Consider the following 20,667-nt stretch of genomic DNA (forward strand, 5'->3'; position numbering starts at 1 on the left):
CACCCCTCCGCGGGCGCTTCGGTGCCCGATCCAGTCCTTTCACCGAGGAGCCGCGATGACGCGCACCCGAACTCTGGGAACCCTCGCCACCGTCGTCGGCTTCCTCGCCTTCGTCGAGTTCACCAGCGGCGTGCTGCAGGGCTACTACACGCCCATGCTCACGGACATCGCGCGGCACCTCGGCATCCACGACGCCGATGTCAATTGGCTCGAGGGCACGCAGCTCATGCTGTCGGCTCTGGTGGTGCCCGCTTTCGCGAAGCTCGGCGACATGGTCGGCCACAAGCGGATGCTGCTCATCTCGACGGCGCTCACCGCCGCGGCGGCGCTCGTCCTGCCCTTCACCGATTCGTTCCCCGTGTTCCTGGTCGGCTGGACGCTGATGGGGTTCTACGTCGTCTGGCTGCCGCTCGAGATCGCGCTCATCTGGTCGCGCTCCCGTCGCATGGAGGGGCGTTCGTCGATCACGGCGAAGGCCGCGGGACTCCTCGTCGCGGCGCTCGAAGGCGGCGCGATCATCGGTGCGCTCGTGGGCGGAGCCCTGATCGATGTCCTGCCCCTGACGGTGGTGCTGCTCATCCCCGCCGTGCTCATCGTCGTGTGCTTCTTCGTGATCCTGTTCGGGGTGAAGGAGTCTCCCGATCCGACCGGCGGTGTCTTCGACACTGTCGGCGTCGTGCTGATCTCGCTCGCGCTGATCTGCTTCACCGGGGGTCTCAGCCTGCTCCGTCTCGAGGGCGGACTCGTCAACCCCTGGTCCTGGGCCGTCGTCGTCCTCGGCCTTCTGCTCGTCATCCCGTTCGTGCTCTGGGAACTGCGCTGCGACGACCCGCTCATCGACGTGCGCATGTTCCGCTCGCCGGCACTCGGCCCGGTCTTCCTCACCGCCGGCCTCTTCGGGGTGAGCGTGCTGGGTGCACAGGCGCCGCTGTCGACATTCGCCCGCACCGACCCCGGTGTCTACGGCTACGGGCTCGGAACCACGGGTTTCGCGACGTCCCTGATCATCGGGCTCTACCTGATCGCGATGATCGCGGGAGCCCTGCTGTTCCCGCTCATCGCTCGTCTGCTGACTCCGCGGATCACCCTGATGGGCGCATCTCTGCTCGTCGGCATCGGCTTCCTGCTGTTCCTTCCGTTCCACGATTCGTACGTGCAGGTGGTGACCAACATGGTCATCGTCGGCCTCGGCTCGGGTGCTCTCGTGGCCGCCCTTCCCGCGGCTGCGGCGTCGGCGGCTCCGGCGACCCAGACGGGCGTCGCGACAGGCCTCACGAACTCGGTCAAGACCGTGGGCGGAGCGATCGCCTCGTGCATCTTCGGGATCGCGCTCCTCAACGGCGTGAGCGGGGCGGTCGAAGGCACTGCGGGATCATTCGCCGGGTACATCACCGTGTGGGTGGTCTGCGGTGTGACCGCGCTGATCGCCGCCGCGATCCTCGTCTTCGTTCCGAAAGAGGCCTTCACCGACCGCACGGATGCCGAGGCCGTCGCCGCACCCGTGGTCTGAGCTGCGGGCGGCCGGCTGCCGGTGTCAGTTGTCAGTCGCGGTCGAGGCCGAATGAGCGCTTGACGACGGCCTGCATGTCGCGGTCGAGTCCGTCGATCCGCGTGTTCAGGGCATCGAAGCGGGCGTTCATCTCGCCCCGGAGTCCGCCGATCTGTGCGTCCATCTCCCCGCGCAGCCCGCCGATCTGCGCGTTCATCCCCCCGCGCAGCCCGCCGATCTCCCCGCGCAGCCCGCCGATCTCGGTGCGCACCACGCGGATGAACACCGTCGAGACGACCGTGAGCATGCCGAACATGAGCGCGGTGAAGCACCCGATCATGGTCCAGATCTGAGCGTCGTTCATGAGGTGCACCGTGTCATCCTCGCATCGTTCCAGACGAGGAATCGGAAGAGGCGTCGCTGTATACCGCCATCCCGAGCAGTGGGAGGAACTCGTGTTCCGGCCTCGGTGTGCAGGAGAGCCGGGCTCACCCGCCGCAGAGCTCGCGCGTCACTCGGACTCGCGCGGCGGGTTGTGCATGAACTCGATCCGGATGCCGTCGGCATCCTCCACGAACGAGGCGTAGTAGCGCTCCGTGTATCGCGGATATTCCTTGGGCTCGCGCACGGCCGACCATCCCGCATCGCGCGCGACGGCGTGAAGGCGGTCGACCTCGTCTCGCGTCGACACCGAGAAAGCGATGTGCTGCCATCCCACGCGGCCGTGACGATGGGGCCCGGATTCCTCATCCCAGGCGTACAGGATGATCTCGGTCTCGTCGCCGTTGTGCCACGAGATCGAGTGGTCGTCCTCGCCGCCGCTCTGATAGCCGAGGGCCGTCAGCACGGGATGGAACTGCGCGCGACCGCGCTCCAGCTCGTTGACGGTGATGCCCAGGTGATCCAGAAGAGCCATGCGTCCAGTCTTCCAGTCGGCGCCCGGATCGCACTAGTGCGGAGCGTGGTACTCCGCTTCGCCCCGCTTCCAATAGCCCTTGACCACCGCGTTCGCGGAGTCGACGCCCCACCGGCTGAGCAGCGCGCGCCCGGGCTTCACGACCGACTGCTCGGCGGCGATGAACACGAACGGGTCGTCGCCGACCGAATCGTCGGCGGTCAGGCGGTCGAGGAATGCGATGAGGGCGGAGCCTTCGGCGGCGTCGCCACGGTGCAGCCATTCCACGTCGACCGGGGTGTCGATCTCGATCTCCCGGCCGACGGAGGCCGTCTCGATCACGATGCGGGCGGGCACCCCGGCGGGTATCGACGAGGCGAAGCGTCGGATCGCCGGGATGGCGGTCTCGTCTCCGACGAGAAGCCAGGATCCGGGGCTGCCGCTGAGCACGGCCGAACCGCGGGGGCCACCAACTCCGATCGATCCACCCAGCGGAGCGGTCGCGGCCCACGGGGCGCCGACCCCCGCGTCGCCGTGCACCGCGAACTCGACGTCGAGCCAGTCGTCGCCCCAGGCGAGAGGTGTGTACTCGCGACTCGGCGCCTCCCGCATCTGCTCGAGGGACTCCACGGGACCGGACGGGAAGAAGAGGCGCATGTGGTCGTCGGAGCCGGGAGAGTCGAAGCCCTCGAGGTCACTGCCACTGAGCCGGACACGCACGTAGCCAGGGGCCAGCCATTCCCGGGCGGTCAGCGTGACGGTGCGGAAGCGCAGATCGAGGCCGCGGCGCTCGATGGAGAAGCGGGATTTCATATCGCTCATAAAGTAAGGCTAACCTATCTTGGAGGTGGAGTTAGGGCATCCTAAGTCCGCCGTTCCCGCGCCGTTTCCGCGCACTCATCACCGCAGAACAGGAGTCTCTCCATGTCCATGCCCAGAATCCTCACCGCTACGAGCGTCGGTCTCGTCGGCCTCCTCACCCTCGCCGGCTGCGCCTCCGGCTCCGACGCCGAGCCGCAGGGGACCGCAGCCGCAGCGGACTCGGTCACCGTCGAGGACAACAGCGGATCGCACGAGATCGCCACGCCCCCTGCATCCGTCGTCGCACTGGACAACCGCACGTTCCAGACCCTCTCCGACTGGGGAGTCGAGCTCTCGGCCGGCGCTGTCGCGCTCATGCCGGACACCGTGTCGTACCTCGACGACGAGTCGATCGTCGACATCGGCCTGCACAGCGAGCCCGACCTCGAGGCGATCGTCGCCGTCGAACCCGACCTCATCATCAGCGGCCAGCGATTCACCCAGCACAACGAGGCGATCGCGGAGCTCGTGCCGGACGCCACGATCATCGACCTCGAGCCGCGCGAGGGCGAGCCCTTCGACGAGGAGCTCAAGCGTCAGACCACCGTCCTCGGCGAGATCTTCGGCAAGCAGGACGAGGCGCAGGCGCTCGTCGACGATTTCGACGCGGCCGTCGAGCGGGCCAAGGCCGCATACGACGACGCCGACACCGTCATGGCGGTGAACACCTCCGGCGGCGAGATCGGGTACCTCGCGCCGACCGTCGGGCGCTCGCTCGGACCGATCTACGACATCCTCGGTCTGACGCCGGCGCTCGAGGTCGATGACGCCTCCGACGACCACCAGGGCGACGACATCTCCGTCGAGGCGATCGCCTCCTCCAACCCCGACTGGCTTCTCGTGCTCGACCGCGATGCGGTCTTCGCCGCCGAGACCCCCGACTACGTGCAGGCGTCCGAGATCCTCGAGAGCTCCGAGGCGCTCGCCGGCGTCACCGCCGTTGCCGACGAGCAGATCGTCTACATGCCCACGGACACCTACCTGAACGAGGGCATCCAGACGTACACCACGTTCCTCGAGGACCTCGCCGACGCGCTCGAGGCCGCGCAGAAGTAGGGCCGACCGGCGGCATCCGCTCCGAGCGGATGCCGCCGTCCGGCGTCGCATGATGACCCGCACCCACACCCGCACCGCATCCATCGAGTCGCCCCGTTCCGTCGGGCGGCTCTTCGACGTGAAGCTGCTCGTCGGCATCCTCGTCGTCGTCGCACTCCTCGTCGTGTCGCTCTTCACGGGCGTATACGACATCGCGGGGGCCGCGGACGGCGCGGAGATGTTCCAGATCACCCGCGTGCCGCGCACGATCGCTCTCGTCCTCGCGGGAGCCGCCATGGCGATGGCCGGGCTCGTGATGCAGCTCCTCACCCAGAACCGCTTCGTCGAACCCACGACCACCGGCACGACCGAGTGGGCAGGGCTCGGTCTGCTGACCGTCATGGTGCTGGTGCCGAACCCGTCGATCCCGTTGAGGATGACGGGCGCCATCATCGCCGCCTTCATCGGCACGATGGTCTTCTTCGCGTTCCTGCGCCGCGTCTCCCTCCGGTCGTCGCTCATCGTCCCGATCGTCGGGATCATGCTCGGTGCCGTCGTCGGATCGGTGTCGACGTACTTCGCGCTCGTCACCGACTCGCTGCAGGCGATCGGCGTCTGGTTCGCCGGCAGCTTCACCTCGGTGCTCCGCGGGCAGTACGAGATGCTCTGGATCGTGGCGGTCGTCGGGGTCGTCGTCTTCATCGTGGCGGACCGCCTCACGATCGCCGGACTGGGGGAGGAGGTCGCCACCAACGTCGGCGTCGACTACAACCGCGTGATCCTGCTCGGGACCGTGCTGATCGCCGTCACCACCGGAGTCGTCACGGTCGTCGTCGGCAACCTCCCGTTCCTCGGACTGATCGTGCCCAACATCGTCTCGATGGTCCGAGGAGACGACCTGCGCAGCAACCTGCCGTGGGTGTGTCTGCTGGGCATCGCGATCGTCACGGTCTGCGACATCATCGGCCGCACGATCATCATGCCGTTCGAGGTCCCGGTCTCGCTGATCCTCGGGATCGTCGGCGCGATCGTCTTCATCCTCCTCCTGCTGAGGCAGCGTCGTCGTGGCTAGCGCACTCGCGGTCGATGCCCGCACCTCCGGATCCTTCACATCCGCGCGTGCGCGCCGTCGCTACGCCCTGGTGCTGGGCGTCCTCATCGTCCTCTCCGCGGCCTTCGCCTTCGCCCTGCTCGCCTGGGACAACCCCATGCCGATCGGATCGCCGGGGTTCTGGCGCATCGCGAAGCTCCGCGTGACGAATGTGACCGTGATGGCAGTGGTCGCGGTGGCGCAGGCGATCGCGACCGTGAGCTTTCAGACGGTCACGAACAACCGCATCATCACGCCGTCGATCATGGGGTTCGAATCGCTCTATCGGGTGGTGCAGACGACTACGGTCTACCTGTTCGGCGTCGCAGGGCTCGTCGCGATCCAGGGCGTCTGGCAGTTCGGCCTGCAGGTCGTCATCATGGTGGGGCTCGCGATGGCGCTCTACGGATGGCTGCTGTCGGGGCGCTACGGAAACCTCCAGATCATGCTCCTGATCGGGATCATCATCGGCGGCGGACTCGGGGCGATATCGACCTTCATGCAGCGGCTGCTCACACCGAGCGAGTTCGACGTGCTGGCGGCTCGCCTCTTCGGCAACGTCTCCAACGCGGACGCGTCCTACCTGCCGCTCGCGATCCCGCTGTGCATCGCCGCGTCCGCGCTGCTGTGGCTGCGGGCACGGCGGCTGAATCTCCTCGCGCTCGGACCCGACGTGTCGCGCTCGCTCGGACTCGACCACAAGCGCGAGCTCTATGCCGTGCTCTTCCTCGTCGCCGTGCTGATGGCGACCTCCACCGCGCTGGTGGGCCCGATGACGTTCCTCGGCTTCCTCGTTGCGACCCTCGCGTACCAGTTCGCCGATACATACGACCACCGGCTCATCTTCCCGGTGGCGGTGCTCACCGCCTTCACGATCCTCGCCGGGGCGTACTTCGTCATGAAGAACGTCTTCTACGCGCAGGGCATGGTGTCGATCCTCATCGAACTCGTCGGAGGAACCGTGTTCCTCGTCGTCATCCTCAGAAAGGGCAGGCTGTGATCACACTCGACGGCGTCCGCCGCGACTACAGCGACCAGGTCGCGATCGGCCCTGTGGACCTCCGGATCCCCTCCGGCGGCATCACGGCACTGATCGGTCCGAACGGCGCGGGAAAGTCGACTCTGCTGACGATGATCGGCCGGCTCGGCGGCATGGACGCCGGAGCGATCGAGATCGCCGGATACGACGTGGCGACCACGAAGTCGAAGGATCTCGCCAAGATCGTCTCGGTGCTGCGGCAGGAGAACCACTTCGTCACCCGTCTCACCGTGCGCCAGCTGGTGGGCTTCGGGCGCTTCCCGCATTCGAAGGGCCGGCTGACGCGCGCCGACGAGGAGCTCATCAGCAGAGCGATCGACTTCCTCGATCTCGGGGACCTCGAAGGTCGATACCTGGACGAGCTCTCCGGCGGCCAGCGACAGCGAGCCTACGTCGCCATGGTCCTGGCGCAGGACACCGAGTTCGTGCTGCTCGACGAGCCACTCAACAACCTCGACATGAAGCACGCCGTGCAGATGATGAAGCACCTGCGCCGGGCGTCGGAGGAGCTGGGGCGCACGATCGTCATCGTGCTGCATGACATCAACTTCGCGGGGCACTATGCCGACCACATCTGCGCCATGAAGGACGGTGCCGTCGTCGAGTTCGGGTCGCCCGCCGAGATCATGACCGGCGACGTGCTCACCCGGGTGTTCGATACGCCCGTGCGGGTGGTCGAGGGGCCGTCCGGTCCGTTGGCGGTCTACTACTGACGCTCAGAGCTCGACGCCGTGGTCCTCGTCGTTGACGCCGGTGTTGTGGCCGCGCCGGGACTCGTAGCCGATGAACCAGCCGAGCCAGACGATCGCGGCGAGCAGGATGCCGAGCCAGACGTTCTGGAAGATCAGGCCGATCACGACACCGACGATGAGCAGCCCTGCCGTGACGGAGAAGCGGAGTGCGTTGCGGGACATGGCCTCAGCCTAGGGGCGATCCGCGCCGTGCGGCAGGGTCAGCGACTCCGATGATCTTCGGGGGAGAGCCGCGGCCCACGACGGGGTTCGCTCACCCTGCTCGCGAAGATGAGGCGGATCACTCGCTGCCGGTGGCCGGCCCACGGGGCGAGCAGCTCGAGCATCCCGTCGTCATCCGTGCGGTGGCCCGTGAGGGCATAGCCGACCTGATGGGCCAGGTGGTAGTCCCCGACGCTCACGGCGTCAGGATCGCCGAGGGCTCTGATGCGGGTCTCGGCCGAGGTCCAGATGCCGACGCCCGGCAAGCTCGTCAGCACGCGATCGCGCTCCTCGCCGGCGGGGGCGGCCAGAAGTGCGCGCGAGACGCTCTCAGCGCGCTCGGCGGCGCGCACGACGGTCTTCGACTGCGGCGGCTGCACCGCGACCCGGTGCCAGTCCCACGACGAGATGCGGCGCCACTGCGCGGCGGTGGGGGCGGTGTACATCGGCCTCGGGGTGGGACCGGGTGCGCGCTCGCCGAACTTCGTGACGAGCTGTCTCCATGCGCGGAACGCCTCGAGGCCGGTCACCTTCTGCTCGATGATCGCGCACGCGAGAGCGTCGAACACGACGCCCGTGCGAGCCAGGCGGATGCCGACCGACCGGCGTGCGACGTCGGCGATCAGCGGATGATGGGAGGGATCGAAGCCGGTGGGGTCGTCGTTCGCGCCGCACAGCTCCGGGACGCTGTCGAGCGCGTGCTCCGCTCCGTCGCCCCACGCCGTGGCGATGATCTCGTCGCCGCGGGCGCGCAGCGCGAGTGCGGCAGGACCGAGCGGCGTTCGCAGCGTGCGCCAGATCACCGGGCCGTCGAACACCATGGTCGGGTCGCCGGGCCCCCGTCGCAGCATGCCCACCGTCGCGCGGAGATCGACGGGTGCGGCCGGCCGATACACGGTCTCGCGCGGCGCGCCGCGGGAGGCCGCATCGGCGGCTCCGGCATCCGCGGTCAGGGTCATGCGCCCACCATACGTGGCGGGGCTGACACTCGGATCAGAAGCGGTCGGGCGAGGGCGTTCCGTGGCCGTAGCGGATGACGACGTCGGCGTGCCGGTCGAAGCGGTAGCCGATGCCGCGCACGGTGCGGACGATGTCCTCGTAGCGGCCGAGCTTCGCGCGCAGACGCCGCACATGCACGTCGATCGTGCGCTCGCCGGGAGTCTCGTCGTCCTGCGCCTGCCAGAGCGCGGAGACCAGCTCGCTGCGCTCGATCGTCCGTCCTTCACGGAGCACGAGGTACTGCAGCAGCTCGAACTCCTTGTAGGTGAACGCCGCGGACTCGCCGTCGATCAGCACGCGCTTGCGCGAGATGTCGACCACGACGCCGCCTTCTTCGTCGGTCGCCTCCTCTTCGGCCGCGGCCTTGGTGCGTGCGATCGCACCCGGCTCGTGCAGTGCGAGACGGACGACGTCGAGGTCGCGGCCGCCGGAGCCGTGCGGGGCCAGGGCGACGGTGGCGTGCGTCTCGGCACCCGGTGCGAGCTCGGCGAGGGTGCGGCGCAGAGCGTCGACCAGGAGCGGGAGGCTGACGCCGGCTTCGGCCGCCTTGATCTCGTCGAGACCGACGTAGAGGGCGAATCCTCGCGGCGAGCGGACGGCGGGAAGATCTGCATCGAGCGGTGCGGCGGGCTCCGACGAGACGGTGCGGACGGCGGTGGCGGCGGCGGGACGCTCGAGAAGTGCGATGTTCGACATGATGATGTAGTCCTCAGGACGTGAGCCGGAAGAAGGCTCTGATGCGTTGCATGAATGACCGGGCGAGCCGGGAAGCGAGCACGGGGTGGGTGCTCGGAGACCAGTCCTCGCAGATCGCGAGAAGTCAGGTCAGACGGAGTGGCTGTTCGTTCAGCGACACATTCGGCAACACATGCCAACGCGACCGGGCATCATCATCCCGGCAGTCCTGTTCGCCTCCTGGGCGGACAAAGGGCTTGCGTTGGTAGTCATGGGGGGATTATGTCGGAAGAAGTCCGCGCGTGTCAAAACGGCCGCCGGCCGGGGAGCGAGGCGTAACGTGGAGAAGGTGACCACTTCGACCCTCGCTGCCGGCTTCATCCTCACTGATGAGAAGGACGCCTCGCGGTACACGCTGACGCGCGACGGGCAGCTCGTCAGCGTGCTCGACTATCGCGACGACGGGAACACTATCGCCCTGACGCGAGCCTTCACCATCCCGACTTTCCGCGGCCACGGCTACGCGGGCGTCGTCGTGGAGGGAGCGGTCGCCGAGATCGAGGAGCGCGGAGATCGCAAGGTCGACGCCGTGTGCTGGTATGTCGCCGACTGGTTCCAGGCGCATCCCGAGCACGCGTCTCTGCTGCGCTCGCGCTGACGCATCGACGTGTGACGCTGTGTTACGCGGCGTCATTCCTCCGGTAATATGGATGCTCTGCTCAGCCCCGTCGGCTGAGGTGGTCAGGCGCTGACGCGCGCTGGTCCGAGGCTCGAAACCTCCGGCATCGTCCCCGACACCGGAGGTTCTTCCATGTCATCGTCCCTGCGCGCCCGCCCCCAGACACGGTGGTGGGCGCTCGTCGTCATCTCCCTCACGCAGCTGATCGTCGTCCTCGACGGCACCATCGTCAGCATCGCCCTGCCGCAGGCGCAGGCATCGCTCGGTCTGAGCGACGGCCAGCGTCAGTGGGTGGTCACGGCCTACGCCCTCGCCTTCGGCGCGCTGCTTCTGCTCGGAGGACGCATCGCCGACTACCTCGGTCGCAAGCGCACCTTCATGATCGGGATGGTGGGCTTCGGCGCGGCGTCCCTGTTCGGCGGCCTCGCGCAGTCCGGCTGGGAGCTGATCCTCGCGCGCGGCCTCCAGGGGGTCTTCGCCGCGCTCCTCGCTCCCGCCGCCCTCGCTCTCCTCACCGTGACCTTCCCCTCCGGGAAGGAGCGCAACACGGCGTTCGCCGTCTTCGGGACGGTCGCAGGAACAGGAGCGGCCGTCGGTCTGCTCCTGGGCGGATTCCTCACGGAGTTCACCGATTGGCGCTGGTGCCTGCTCGTCAACCTGTTCTTCGTCGCGATCGGACTGATCGGCGGAGCGCTCTTCCTGACGGAGAGCAGGGCGGACGGCGACAACCGCTACGACGTCTGGGGCGCGATCACCGTGACCCTCGGTCTCGGCTCCCTCGTCTACGGGTTCAGCCTCGCCGAGAACGGCTGGGGCGACCCGCTCACCATCACCTTCCTCGCGCTCGGAGTCGTGCTGCTCGCCGCGTTCGTCTGGGTCGAGAGCCGCGTGGCCCAGCCGCTCCTTCCGCTGCGGGTCGTCGCGGACCGGGTCAGGGGTGGTGCGTTCCTGATCCAGGGCGTGGCCGGAGCGATCATGATCGGCGCGACGCTCTACCTGACCTTCCACCTGCAGTTCGTGCTCGGGATGGGCGCGCTTCAGGCGGGCGCGGCGACCCTGCCGCTGCCGATCGCCACGATGATCATCGCCCCGATCGCGACCAAGCTGCTCGGAGTGATCGGACCGCGGCCGATGATGATCGTCGGACCGCTCATCGCCGCGGCGGGTCTGTTCCTGTTGTCGGGCATCACCCCGGACGGCGCCTACCTGGTGCAGATCGCCCCGGCGCTCGTGCTGCTCGGCGTCGGCATGGGCTTCGTCTTCATCCCGCTGCAGAACCTCGCTCTCACCGGAGTGGCTCCGTACGACGCGGGCATCGCGTCGGCAGTCGCCAACTCGGCCATGCAGATCGGCGGATCGATCGGCCTGTCGGTGTTCACAGCCGTGTACGCCGCGTCGGTCGGAGGGCACGCCCAGGCGGATCTCGACCCCGGGCAGCTGACCGACGCTTACGGCTGGGTCTTCATCGTCGCGTCGATCCTCATGCTCGTCGCCGCCGTGATCGCCGCGGTGATGGTGCGGGGCACGAAGGACGAGCTGATGCCGGCGCAGCCGGGACTGGCCGTCGCTGCGCACTGACGTCGTCGTGGCGTCCTCTCTCGGCCGGATCGCGGAGATCTCGATGCGGGGAACGGGCGCCACGGCACGCCTCGGACCGAATGTCGGTGGGGGTTCGTAGCGTGTGAGTATGCGAATCCTGCACACCTCCGACTGGCACATCGGCCGCACCTTCCATGGCAACTCGACCATGGACGCGCTGGCCGAGGTGCTCGGGGCGCTCACGGCGCAGGTTCGCGACCACGCGGTCGACGTCGTCATCGTCGCCGGCGACGTGTTCGACTCGGCGACCCCCGCCGGCCCCGCGTACACGCTTCTCGGTGACGCTCTCGTGGCGCTGCACGAGACGGGGGCCCGTGTGATCGTCACGAGCGGCAACCACGACTCCGCCGCGCGGCTGGGGTTCCAGGCGCGACTGCTGCGTGACGGCATCCATGTGCTGACCGACCCCCTCGCGATCGGCACTCCGGTGACACTGACAGACGCCGACGGCCCCGTGCACTTCTTCGGCATCCCCTACCTCGAGCCCGCCATCGTCCGACAGCACTGGAACGGGGCCGAACTGCGCACGCAGGCGCAGACGCTGGCGCACGCCATGGACCTCGTACGGGTCGGTATGAATGAACACCCCGGCCGGTCCGTCGCGATCGCCCACTGCTTCTCCGCCGGGGTCGACGCCACGGTGGGCCTCGAGCGCGAGGTCCGGCAGGGCGGTCTCGACGTCGTGCCGCTGACCGTGTTCGACGGTCCCGACTACGTCGCCCTCGGTCACATCCACGGGCGCCAGCAGATCAGCGAGCGCGTGCGCTACTCGGGCGCCCCCCTGCATTACAGCTTCGGCGAGCAGAACAAGCCGCGCGGGTCCTGGCTGGTCGAGCTCGACGCGACCGGACTGGCATCGGTCGAGTGGCTCGAGCTCCCCGTGCCTCGCCGTCTCGTCACGCTCACGGGCACCCTCGAGGAGATCCTGTCGACCGAGAACGTCGCCGCTCACGCGGAGGACTGGGTCTGCGCGGTCTACACCGACGCGCTCGCCCAGACAGAGCCGATGCGCCGACTCCGTGAGCGGTATCCGCACTGCGCGATGGTGCAGCATCAGCCGTCCCAGACCTCGGAGACGATCGAGCGGTCGTACGTCGAGAGATTGCAGGGTGCCGTGACCGATCCTGAACGGATCGAGGCCTTCCTCGAGCACGTCCGCTCAGGACACGGGGCGACCGAGCGCGAGGCCGAGCTGATCCGCGAGGTGCTCGATGACCGCGTTCGTGCAGAAGCCCTCGTCTAGTCCGGTGGCCGCTCGACGCGAAGACTCTCCGACAGCGAAGGAGGCGCTCTGATGCAGCTGCACCTCCTCGAGGTCGAGGGCTTCGGGCCGTTCCGCGATCGTCAGGTCGTCGACTTCGACGCCTTCGCAGACGACGGCATCTTCCTGATCGCCGGTCGCACGGGAGCAGGCAAATCCAGCATCCTCGATGCGGTTTGCTTCGCTCTCTACGGTGGGGTGCCACGGTACGAGGGCGGCGAGAAGCGACTGCGCAGCGACCACTGCGAGCCCGACGACGTCACCGAGGTCGTCGTCGAGTTCAGCACTCCGGCAGGCCGATACCGGGTCACACGTTCGCCCGAGTACGAGCGGCCCAAGAAGCGTGGCGGCGGAATGACGGTGCAGTCGGCAGCCGTGCAGCTCGACACGCTGGTCGGCGGCGAGTGGATCGGACTCGCTGCGAAGGAACGCGAGGCAGCCTACGAACTCGACGAGATCCTGCAGCTCAGCCGTGAGCAGTTCCTGCAGGTGATCCTGCTCGCGCAGAACCGCTTCTCGGAGTTCCTGCTCGCCGGCAGTCGTGAGCGGCAGGCGCTGCTGCGGCGGCTGTTCGGCACCGAGCGGTTCGAGGACGTGCAGACGCGTTTCGACGAGCGACGCAAGGCGGCGGAGCGGTCACTCGGAGCCCGTCTCGCCACCGTGTCAGCCCGCCTCGACGAAGGCGAGCGACTGGTCGACAACGCCGACCTCGGGCATGACAGCGACGCGCAGGGAGGCGACACCGCATCGAGTGAGGCGGAGTCCCTCGTGATGACGACGGACGAGCGTCTCGACCGTCTGCGTCGCGCTCAGGCTCGAGCGGACTACCGCGCCGAGCGTCGCGCGGCGGAGCGTGTCGACGCCGAGAAGGAGTCGGATGCCGCGGATGCGGCGCTCGCGACGCTGCGAGACGAGCAGAGGGCGCAGATCGAGCGCGATCGTGCCAGGGCAGCGCTCGATCGTCTCGAGGCCGAGGAGCATCGGATCGCGGACGCGCGGACGGAACTGCACGAGGCTCGGACTGCGGAGCTTCTTCGGGGCCCGATCACGGCCGCGGCGACGGCGTCTTCTGCGCTCGATGCGTCGATCGAAGCCGAGAAGCGCGCACGCGCCGTGTGGGCGGCTCACGACATCGTCACGGACGATCTCGCGGAATGGGCGGCTGAGCGCACCAGGCAGACGGGCACGTGGCAGCGGGCGGCGGAACTGGAGGGTTCCGCGTCCGCTCTCGACGCCGAACTCACCGCGGCCGCGGATGCCGTGGCGGCGGCGACCGCGCGGATCGAGGCCGCGGAGGCCGATCGCCTCGCTCTTCCGGGACAGCTCGAACAGCTCACTCTGGACCGCGACGCCGCGAGGCAGCGTGCCGATCGCGTCGCGGATCTGGCTGCAGCGCGAGATGGTGCCGCCGTGCGGCATGCGGCGGCGCTCGAGGCGGAACGCCTCCGCGTCGCGCACGGCGGCGCGGAGCGAGAGCTCGCTGAGGCCAGCGCCGCGCTCGCCGCGGCCCAGACGGCGCTGGCTCAGCTCAGACAGCGGCGCCTCGACGGCATCGCGGGAGAGCTGGCGGCTTCCCTGCAGGACGACGAAGCGTGTCCGGTATGCGGATCCCCCGAGCATCCCGCTCCCGCCGTGCACACGGATCCGGTGTCCGCCGACGACGTCGACGAAGCCGAGACCGAGCGCGACATCATCGCCCGGCGTGAGCGGGACGCCGCCGAGCACGTGTCCGCGCTGCGTGCGGATCTCGCCGCCGCAGTCACCCGGGCCGACGGCCGAGCAGCCGATGAGGCGGCCACAGAGTTGCACGACGCGACCGCCGCACACGCGGAGAGCGTCGAGGCCTCGCACGAGCGGACGAGGCTCGAACAGCGGCGCGACGCCCTGATCGAACGCATCCGGCGGCTCGAGATCGATAGAGAACGTGACTCCGCCGCGCTGGCCGCAGCCCGCGAGGAGCACTCGCTCGTGGCTCAGCGCATGGCCGAGGCGCGTCAGGCGATCGCCGACGCGAAAGGACCGTTCGACTCCGTGGCAGCGCGGCTCGCTGCGACGCTCGATGAAGTTCAGGCTGCTCTCGCGCTGGTCGAGGCGTCGGCCGAACGTGAGCGCAGAGCAGAGGCGGCGACCGCGGCGATGCTCGAGCGGGACGCCGCACTCGCCGCCTCCGAGTTTCCCGACGTGGCCGCTGTCGAGCGGGCGCTGCGCTCCGCCGCTTCCCAGGCGGCGCTCGAGAGCCGGATCACGCAGCATGCCGTGCTCAGAGAGAAGGAGCGCGCGATCCTCCTCGACCTCGAACTGCGCACGCTGCCCGAGGAGCCGATCGATCTCGATCCCGCCGAGCTGAGGTCCCTCGCCGCTCGGCAGCGCTGGTCGGCAGCGGTCGACGAAGCCGGGCGAGCTGCCGCCGTGGCGGAGCAGCTCGCAGCACTCATCGAGGCCGCCGCCGCCGAGCACGCGCGCACCGCGGAGGACGCCGCCGAGTACGAAGTCCTGCAGAACCTGGCCGACACCATCGCCGGGCGCGGTGCGAACACGCGAAAGATGACCCTCGAGACGTTCGTGCTGGCCGCGGAGCTCGAGGAGATCGTCGAGGCGGCCAATCGACGCCTCGGTGACATGTCGACCGGGCGCTACCAACTGCGTCACTCCGACGCGCTCGCCGCGCGCGGCGCGGCATCCGGGCTCGGGATCGTCGTGTTCGACGCATTCACCGGCCAGACAAGGCCAGCGCAGTCCCTGTCAGGAGGCGAGACGTTCCTGAGTTCGCTCGCCCTCGCTCTCGGACTCGCCGAGGTGGTCACGGCGCGAGCCGGCGGCATCCGTCTCGACACCCTCTTCATCGACGAGGGGTTCGGATCCCTCGACGGCGACACGCTCGACGTCGCTATGCGCACCCTCGACGAGCTCCGACAGGGCGGTCGCACCGTCGGGGTGATCAGCCACGTCGAGGCGATGCAGGAGCAGATCCCCGCGCAGCTCTCCGTACGCGCGACGCCGAACGGGCCGAGCGTCATCGAGACTCGCTGAGACCCCGCACCGACGCGGTGCGTGTCTCAGACGCCGTACTCCCGACGGATCACCTCGCGCAGCTGCACGCTGCAGCGGGCGATCGCCTCGCGGAAGTCGACGAGCGCACCGTCCTCGGCTCGATCGGAGATCGCTCGGAAAGCACGGATCGGCACCCCGAACTTCTCGGCGACCCAGATGTACGCATAGGTCTCCATGTCGACCAGTCCCGCACCGGACGGCCGGATGACGGCCGTGATCCCCGCATCGCCGACGAAGCTGTCTCCGGTCGCGATCAGCACACCCTCGCGGCCCGTCGACACGCGCGCCGGCAGAGACACGTGCTGCCCTGCGACACCGTCGAGGTCGAACACGTCATGCTGCAGCGCGCTGCCGATCTCGTGGACCGTCGCCTCGAGTTCAGGGTCGATCCCACCGGCGGTGCCGACGACCACGACCTCGGAGTACTCCTTGGCGTCGAGCGCACGGGTCAGGGCGTAGACGGCCTGCATCTTGCCCTCGCCGGTCACGAGCTGGTCGAATCCCTCGAGCTCCTCCGGGAACGCTGCGAGTTCGGAGGCCATGGCTGCGACGAGAAGTTTCACTCCGCCATCCTCTCAGGTGCATCGGCCGCCGCGGAGTCACGCGCGTGCGATCCACGTCATCTCGATGTAACACTGGAGGAGGATACTGACGTCGGGTAGACCGGAGGAACACATGACCCTGCAGCAGCAGATCTCTGAAGCGCTCGGCGTGAGGGCCGAGATCGACCCCGAGATCGAGGTGGAGCGCCGCGTGCAGTTCCTCGTCGACTACCTGCGCACCACCGGCGCGAAAGGTTTCGTGCTCGGCATCTCGGGCGGTCAGGACTCGACACTCGCCGGTCGTCTGGCGCAGCTCGCCGTCGAGCGGGTGCGAGCAGCGGGCGGGGAGGCGAAGTTCCTCGCCGTCCGGCTGCCGTACCGCATCCAGAAGGACGCGGCGGATGCCCAGGCAGCACTCGAGTTCATCGAGCCGGATGCGTCGGTCGAGGTGAACATCCAGAACGGCGTCGACGGCGTCGAGGAGGACATCGAGTTCGCCGTCACGAGCGACATCAGCGACTTCAATCGCGGCAACATCAAGGCGCGAGTGCGCATGGTGACGCAATACGCGCTGGCCGGCCACGACGGTCTGCTCGTGATCGGCACCGACCACGCGGCTGAGGCCGTGACGGGCTTCTACACGAAGTTCGGCGACGGGGCCGCCGACATCCTCCCGCTCTCCGGGCTCACCAAGAGGCAGGGGCGTTCGCTTCTCCTGCTCCTCGACGCTCCCGACCAGCTCGCCTACAAGGTGCCCACCGCCGATCTGCTCGACGGTCAGCCCGGTCGCGCCGATGAGGACGAGCTCGGACTCACCTACGAGCAGATCGACGACTTCCTCGAAGGGCGCCAGGTCGACCCGGAGGTCGCCGGGCGCATCGAGTCGCGCTATCTCGCCACCCAGCACAAGCGCAACCTGCCCGTGACGCCCGACGACTCCTGGTGGCGCTGAGCGGCCCATCGTGATCCCGTGTCGGATGCCGCGGCTAGTGTCGAAGTGTCCGACAGAACGGGAGCATCGTGCGGATCGACACTCAGGCGCAGCGCGTCATCTGGAGCGCGAGCGACCTCAAGGCGGCGGCCGAATGCGAGTTCGCGTGGTGCCGTGCGATCGACGCCAAGCTGGGGCGGGTCCCCGCGGTCGACGAGCCCGAAGACGCGACGCTGGCGCGGGCGGCGCTGCTCGGAGACGTGCATGAGCGGAACGTCTTGGCGCGCTATCTCGATGATCTCGGCGCCGATCGGGTGCATCTCGTCGAGAAGGTGTCGTCCGTCGACGCAGTTGCCCTGGCGGCGGCGGTCGAAGAGACGGTTCAGGCACTCGGCTCCGACGCTGTCGTCGTCTTCCAGGCGGCTTTCGCTACACCCGAGTTCGTGGGATTCGCAGATTTCCTGAAGCGCGACGACGACGGTCGCTGGCGGGTGCAGGATTCGAAGCTCGCCCGAAAAGCGCGGGTCACGGCCCTCATGCAGCTCGCGGCATATGTCGATCAGCTCGATCGGCTCGGCATCCCACGATCCGACGAGGTCGACCTCATCCTCGGCGACGGCTCAGTGAGCACCCACTCCGTCGACGACCTCCTCCCGTTGTTCCAGGTGCGACGGGCGCGTCTGCGCGCGCTCATCGCAGATCGTCGCATCGGCGACGGTTCCGCCGGGGCGGCGCTGGCGTGGGGCGACGACCGCGGCGATCTCGAGGTCGTGGCGTGCGGGCGCTGCGCCACCTGCGAGGAACAGGTGATCGCGCACCGAGATCTCCTCATGGTCGCCCGCATGCGGCCCGTGCAGCGTGCGCGACTGAGAGCCGCCGGCATCGAGACCATCGACGCCTTGGCAGAGGCGCCCACGCCCCCTGACGGCATGAACACCGACACGTTCGAGACTCTGAGGGCACAGGCCCGACTGCAGATCCAGGCGGATGCCGACGGTGCGCCGACCTACGACGTGCACTACGCGGCCGCGATCCATACCCTCCCGGTGCCGAGCCACGGAGACATCTTCTTCGACTTCGAGGGTGACCCTCTCTACACCGAGCCGGCGCCGGACGGCCAGGCTCACTGGGGGATCGACTACCTCTTCGGATGGGTCGACAACTCCGATCAGTACACCGCGCTCTGGGCACACGATTTCGCGGCGGAACGCGAGGCGTTCGAGAGGTTCCTCGACTTCGTGAAGCTGCGGCGCGCGGCTCATCCGGGCATGCACATCTATCACTACGCCCCGTATGAGACCTCGCACCTCGTGGCCATGGCGGCGCGGCACGGCGTCCGTGAGGGTGAGATCGATCGACTGCTGCGTGAAGGAGTGTTCGTCGACCTGTATCCGCTCGTGCTGCGGACCGTGCGGGTCGGCACGAGGTCGTACTCCATCAAGAAGCTCGAGCCTCTCTACATGGGCGCGGATGTGCGCACGAGCGACGTCCAGAAGGGCGATGACTCGATCGTGCAGTACGTCGCGGCTCGAGAGCTCGCGGCGGCGGGGGAGCAGGAAGAAGCGGATGCCGTGTTCGCCGACCTCGCCGACTACAACCGCTACGACTGCGTCTCCACCCGGCGCCTCCGCAACTGGCTGATCGACATCGCGAGGGCTGAGGGCGTGAATCCGGCGCCGCCGGATGAAACGGACGAGGTGATCTACGAGCCGTCACCGCGCTCGGTGTCACTGCTCGCCGATGCGGAGCGCGCGGTCGACGCAGGCGACGACGGTCAGGTGCATCGCATCGCGGCCGCGGCGATCGACTACTTCCCGCGCGAGGCGAAGAGCTTCTGGGTCTCGCACTTCCAGCGACTGCGCGAACCGGTCACGATGTGGGACGGCACGCGTGACGTCGTGCGCATCGACCGCGCCTCATCGCGCGTGCAGAGGGACTGGAGCATCGGCGAGGGCCGACGGGTGATGTCGCGCGACATCGAGATCCGCGGCGAGGTGTCGCCGGGCACCACTCTGGGCGCCGGGGCGCAGCCGTTCGCCCTGTATCCGGTGCCGGCTCCCTTCGACACCGAGGCACCGTCACGAGCGGTGCATGTCCCTCACACCGTCACGGTCGCCGAGTTGCTCGACGACGGCTACCTGATCACCGAGACGGCGATCCAGGGGCAGACCTGGGACGAGCTTCCCCTCGCTCTCACTCCGGCTGCGCCGCCACGCGTCGTCTCGCTGCAGGGCGCGATCGATGAGTGGGCGGACTCCGTCCACGCGGCCGCACCCGGGTTCCCGCGTGACGCGGCCACCGACGTGCTTCGTCGCATCCCTCCGCGCACGCTGTCCGGTCGTCCGCTGCCCGAGCAGGGCGACGACGTGATCGACGCCATCGTCCGAGGCGTGCTCGATCTCGACCGCAGCTACCTCGCTGTGCAGGGTCCCCCGGGGACCGGCAAGACCTACACGGGCTCGCAGGTGATCGCCCGGCTGGTGAAGGAGCACGGATTCCGGATCGGTGTCGTGGCGCAGTCCCACGCGATCATCGAGAACCTCCTCGAACGAGTCGTCGCCGACGGTGTGCCGGCGAGTCAGGTCGGCAAGGCTCCGAAAGACCCCTCCGTCGAGCCGGGCTACACCGTCATCCCCAAGAACGGCATGGCGTCATTCCTCGCCGAGCAGGCCGAGCACGGTGCGGTCGTCGGCGGCACAGCGTGGGACTTCAGCAACACCGCCCGCGTCGAGCGCGGAGGGCTCGATCTCCTCGTGGTCGACGAAGCAGGGCAGTTCTCGCTCGCGTCGACGATCGCCGTCGCGGCCGGAGCGAAGAACCTGCTGCTCCTCGGAGACCCGCAGCAGCTTCCTCAGGTCAGTCAGGGCGCGCACCCCGAGCCGGTCGACACCTCGGCGCTCGGCTGGGTCATGGACGGCGACGCGGTCATCAAGCCCGATCACGGCTACTTCCTCGCGAGATCGTGGCGCATGCATCCGTTCGTCGCGGCCCCGGTGTCCAGGCTCGCGTACGCGGGCCAGCTCGCCTCGGCACCCGGAACCGAGAGGCGGTCGATCGACGGCGTCGACGCGGGGCTCCACGTCGTCCCGCTGCGGCATCGAGGCAACGCCACAGAGTCGCCGGAAGAGGCGGCCGAAGTGGTGGCGCTGGTACGCGGTCTCGTCGGACGCACGTTCACCGACAATGACGCAGAGTCCACGGCGCGCCCGCTGGCGCAGAACGACATCATCGTCGTCGCGCCGTACAACGCCCAGCGTCAGACCGTGCACGATGCGCTCGCCGCGGCGGGCTTCCACGACGTCCCGGTCGGCACGGTCGACAACTTCCAGGGCAAGGAGGCGGTGGTCTCGATCACCTCGCTCGCGGCGTCCAGCGGACGCGATGCTCCTCGAGGCCCGGAGTTCCTCCTGCTGCAGAATCGGTTGAATGTGGCGATCTCGAGGGCGCAGGTCGCGGCGTACCTCATCCACTCACCGGCCCTGCTCGACGATCTTCCGCGCACTCCCGAGGGGGTCGCTCGGATGAGCGCCTTCGCGCGTCTGGTCGGAGCGGCGAGCTGAGGTCGCCG

18 protein-coding genes are annotated in these 20,667 nt (G+C 68.6%); 11 read left to right on the forward strand and 7 right to left on the reverse strand.

From position 1 onward, the window contains the following. The first annotated feature begins 55 nt into the window (after nt 1-55). Nucleotides 56-1,510 (forward strand): MFS transporter, encoded by a 1,455-nt coding sequence (locus tag AB0P11_RS03585; protein ID WP_072590778.1) that lies wholly within the window; start codon nt 56-58, stop codon nt 1,508-1,510. A 31-nt stretch (nt 1,511-1,541) separates the two neighbouring features. Here AB0P11_RS03585 and AB0P11_RS03590 read toward each other — a convergent pair whose 3' ends face one another. From AB0P11_RS03590 to AB0P11_RS03600, 3 genes are all read right to left on the reverse strand, one after another. Then, the gene (locus AB0P11_RS03590) at nt 1,542-1,853 is read right to left on the reverse strand and encodes a hypothetical protein (RefSeq protein ID WP_363519808.1); all 312 of its coding nucleotides are present in this window, start codon (nt 1,851-1,853) and stop codon (nt 1,542-1,544) included. A 147-nt stretch (nt 1,854-2,000) separates the two neighbouring features. Then, complete coding sequence (locus AB0P11_RS03595) at nt 2,001-2,405, reverse strand: VOC family protein (protein ID WP_053098827.1); 405 nt, start codon at nt 2,403-2,405, stop codon at nt 2,001-2,003. A gap of 33 nt (nt 2,406-2,438) precedes the next feature. Further along, nucleotides 2,439-3,206, reverse strand: coding sequence for a siderophore-interacting protein (locus tag AB0P11_RS03600; RefSeq protein WP_363519811.1), 768 nt, complete (start codon nt 3,204-3,206; stop codon nt 2,439-2,441). Between the two features lie 102 nt (nt 3,207-3,308). Here AB0P11_RS03600 and AB0P11_RS03605 point away from each other — a divergent pair, with 102 nt between their 5' ends. From AB0P11_RS03605 to AB0P11_RS03620, 4 genes are read left to right on the forward strand one after another with little or no spacing between them, the layout of a single operon-like run. Then, nucleotides 3,309-4,301 (forward strand): ABC transporter substrate-binding protein, encoded by a 993-nt coding sequence (locus AB0P11_RS03605; RefSeq protein WP_285365127.1) that lies wholly within the window; start codon nt 3,309-3,311, stop codon nt 4,299-4,301. A 52-nt stretch (nt 4,302-4,353) separates the two neighbouring features. Then, nucleotides 4,354-5,352 carry an iron chelate uptake ABC transporter family permease subunit gene (locus tag AB0P11_RS03610; RefSeq protein WP_363519815.1) on the forward strand — a complete coding sequence of 333 codons (999 nt, stop codon included), beginning with the start codon at nt 4,354-4,356 and terminating at the stop codon, nt 5,350-5,352. After that, the gene (locus tag AB0P11_RS03615) at nt 5,345-6,370 is read left to right on the forward strand and encodes an iron chelate uptake ABC transporter family permease subunit (RefSeq protein WP_320490924.1); all 1,026 of its coding nucleotides are present in this window, start codon (nt 5,345-5,347) and stop codon (nt 6,368-6,370) included. Before AB0P11_RS03610 ends, AB0P11_RS03615 begins: the two co-directional genes overlap by 8 nt. Then, a complete protein-coding gene (locus AB0P11_RS03620) occupies nt 6,367-7,122 on the forward strand; it encodes an ATP-binding cassette domain-containing protein (RefSeq protein ID WP_363519819.1) in 756 nt (251 codons plus the stop codon). Before AB0P11_RS03615 ends, AB0P11_RS03620 begins: the two co-directional genes overlap by 4 nt. 3 nt (nt 7,123-7,125) lie before the next feature. Here the strand turns inward: AB0P11_RS03620 and AB0P11_RS03625 are convergent, their stop codons facing one another. From AB0P11_RS03625 to AB0P11_RS03635, 3 genes are read right to left on the reverse strand one after another with little or no spacing between them, the layout of a single operon-like run. Next, on the reverse strand, nt 7,126-7,323 hold the full coding sequence (locus AB0P11_RS03625; protein WP_053098832.1) for a hypothetical protein: 198 nt from the start codon (nt 7,321-7,323) through the stop codon (nt 7,126-7,128). A gap of 38 nt (nt 7,324-7,361) precedes the next feature. Then, nucleotides 7,362-8,321, reverse strand: a complete 960-nt coding sequence (locus AB0P11_RS03630) for a DNA-3-methyladenine glycosylase 2 family protein (RefSeq protein WP_363519823.1) — start codon at nt 8,319-8,321, stop codon at nt 7,362-7,364. A 34-nt stretch (nt 8,322-8,355) separates the two neighbouring features. Beyond that, a complete protein-coding gene (locus AB0P11_RS03635; RefSeq protein WP_053098834.1) occupies nt 8,356-9,057 on the reverse strand; it encodes a winged helix-turn-helix domain-containing protein in 702 nt (233 codons plus the stop codon). Nucleotides 9,058-9,385: 328 nt separating this feature from the next. Between AB0P11_RS03635 and AB0P11_RS03640 the strand changes: the two genes are divergently transcribed. From AB0P11_RS03640 to AB0P11_RS03655, 4 genes are all read left to right on the forward strand, one after another. Next, nucleotides 9,386-9,694, forward strand: coding sequence for a GNAT family N-acetyltransferase (locus AB0P11_RS03640; RefSeq protein WP_053099389.1), 309 nt, complete (start codon nt 9,386-9,388; stop codon nt 9,692-9,694). A gap of 153 nt (nt 9,695-9,847) precedes the next feature. Beyond that, nucleotides 9,848-11,293: an MFS transporter gene (locus AB0P11_RS03645; protein ID WP_363519828.1), complete on the forward strand. Its 1,446-nt coding sequence runs from the start codon at nt 9,848-9,850 to the stop codon at nt 11,291-11,293. A gap of 109 nt (nt 11,294-11,402) precedes the next feature. Beyond that, nucleotides 11,403-12,557: an exonuclease SbcCD subunit D gene (locus AB0P11_RS03650; protein WP_053098836.1), complete on the forward strand. Its 1,155-nt coding sequence runs from the start codon at nt 11,403-11,405 to the stop codon at nt 12,555-12,557. Between the two features lie 51 nt (nt 12,558-12,608). After that, nucleotides 12,609-15,605, forward strand: coding sequence for an SMC family ATPase (locus AB0P11_RS03655; RefSeq protein ID WP_363519831.1), 2,997 nt, complete (start codon nt 12,609-12,611; stop codon nt 15,603-15,605). 26 nt (nt 15,606-15,631) lie between these two features. On the opposite strand, the gene AB0P11_RS03660 is transcribed toward AB0P11_RS03655, so the two are convergent. Then, a complete protein-coding gene (locus AB0P11_RS03660; RefSeq protein ID WP_056277071.1) occupies nt 15,632-16,189 on the reverse strand; it encodes a nucleoside phosphorylase in 558 nt (185 codons plus the stop codon). Between the two features lie 112 nt (nt 16,190-16,301). On the opposite strand from AB0P11_RS03660, the gene nadE reads away from it, so the two are divergent. Both nadE and AB0P11_RS03670 read left to right on the forward strand, forming a co-directional pair. Then, nucleotides 16,302-17,120 (forward strand): ammonia-dependent NAD(+) synthetase, encoded by an 819-nt coding sequence (nadE, locus tag AB0P11_RS03665; protein ID WP_363519834.1) that lies wholly within the window; start codon nt 16,302-16,304, stop codon nt 17,118-17,120. 68 nt (nt 17,121-17,188) lie between these two features. After that, on the forward strand, nt 17,189-20,659 hold the full coding sequence (locus tag AB0P11_RS03670; protein WP_363519837.1) for a TM0106 family RecB-like putative nuclease: 3,471 nt from the start codon (nt 17,189-17,191) through the stop codon (nt 20,657-20,659). Nucleotides 20,660-20,667 lie beyond the last annotated feature (8 nt).

This window comes from Microbacterium sp. NPDC079176, from assembly GCF_040686675.1.
Lineage (GTDB): Bacteria > Actinomycetota > Actinomycetes > Actinomycetales > Microbacteriaceae > Microbacterium.

Coding starts and splice junctions, on each gene's coding strand:
- AB0P11_RS03585 (WP_072590778.1), top strand. CDS start 56: ATGACGCGCACCCGAACTCTGGGAACCCTCGCCACCGTCGTCGGCTTC.
- AB0P11_RS03590 (WP_363519808.1), bottom strand. CDS start 1,853: ATGAACGACGCTCAGATCTGGACCATGATCGGGTGCTTCACCGCGCTC.
- AB0P11_RS03595 (WP_053098827.1), bottom strand. CDS start 2,405: ATGGCTCTTCTGGATCACCTGGGCATCACCGTCAACGAGCTGGAGCGC.
- AB0P11_RS03600 (WP_363519811.1), bottom strand. CDS start 3,206: ATGAGCGATATGAAATCCCGCTTCTCCATCGAGCGCCGCGGCCTCGAT.
- AB0P11_RS03605 (WP_285365127.1), top strand. CDS start 3,309: ATGTCCATGCCCAGAATCCTCACCGCTACGAGCGTCGGTCTCGTCGGC.
- AB0P11_RS03610 (WP_363519815.1), top strand. CDS start 4,354: ATGACCCGCACCCACACCCGCACCGCATCCATCGAGTCGCCCCGTTCC.
- AB0P11_RS03625 (WP_053098832.1), bottom strand. CDS start 7,323: ATGTCCCGCAACGCACTCCGCTTCTCCGTCACGGCAGGGCTGCTCATC.
- AB0P11_RS03630 (WP_363519823.1), bottom strand. CDS start 8,321: ATGACCCTGACCGCGGATGCCGGAGCCGCCGATGCGGCCTCCCGCGGC.
- AB0P11_RS03635 (WP_053098834.1), bottom strand. CDS start 9,057: ATGTCGAACATCGCACTTCTCGAGCGTCCCGCCGCCGCCACCGCCGTC.
- AB0P11_RS03645 (WP_363519828.1), top strand. CDS start 9,848: ATGTCATCGTCCCTGCGCGCCCGCCCCCAGACACGGTGGTGGGCGCTC.
- AB0P11_RS03650 (WP_053098836.1), top strand. CDS start 11,403: ATGCGAATCCTGCACACCTCCGACTGGCACATCGGCCGCACCTTCCAT.
- AB0P11_RS03655 (WP_363519831.1), top strand. CDS start 12,609: ATGCAGCTGCACCTCCTCGAGGTCGAGGGCTTCGGGCCGTTCCGCGAT.
- nadE (WP_363519834.1), top strand. CDS start 16,302: ATGACCCTGCAGCAGCAGATCTCTGAAGCGCTCGGCGTGAGGGCCGAG.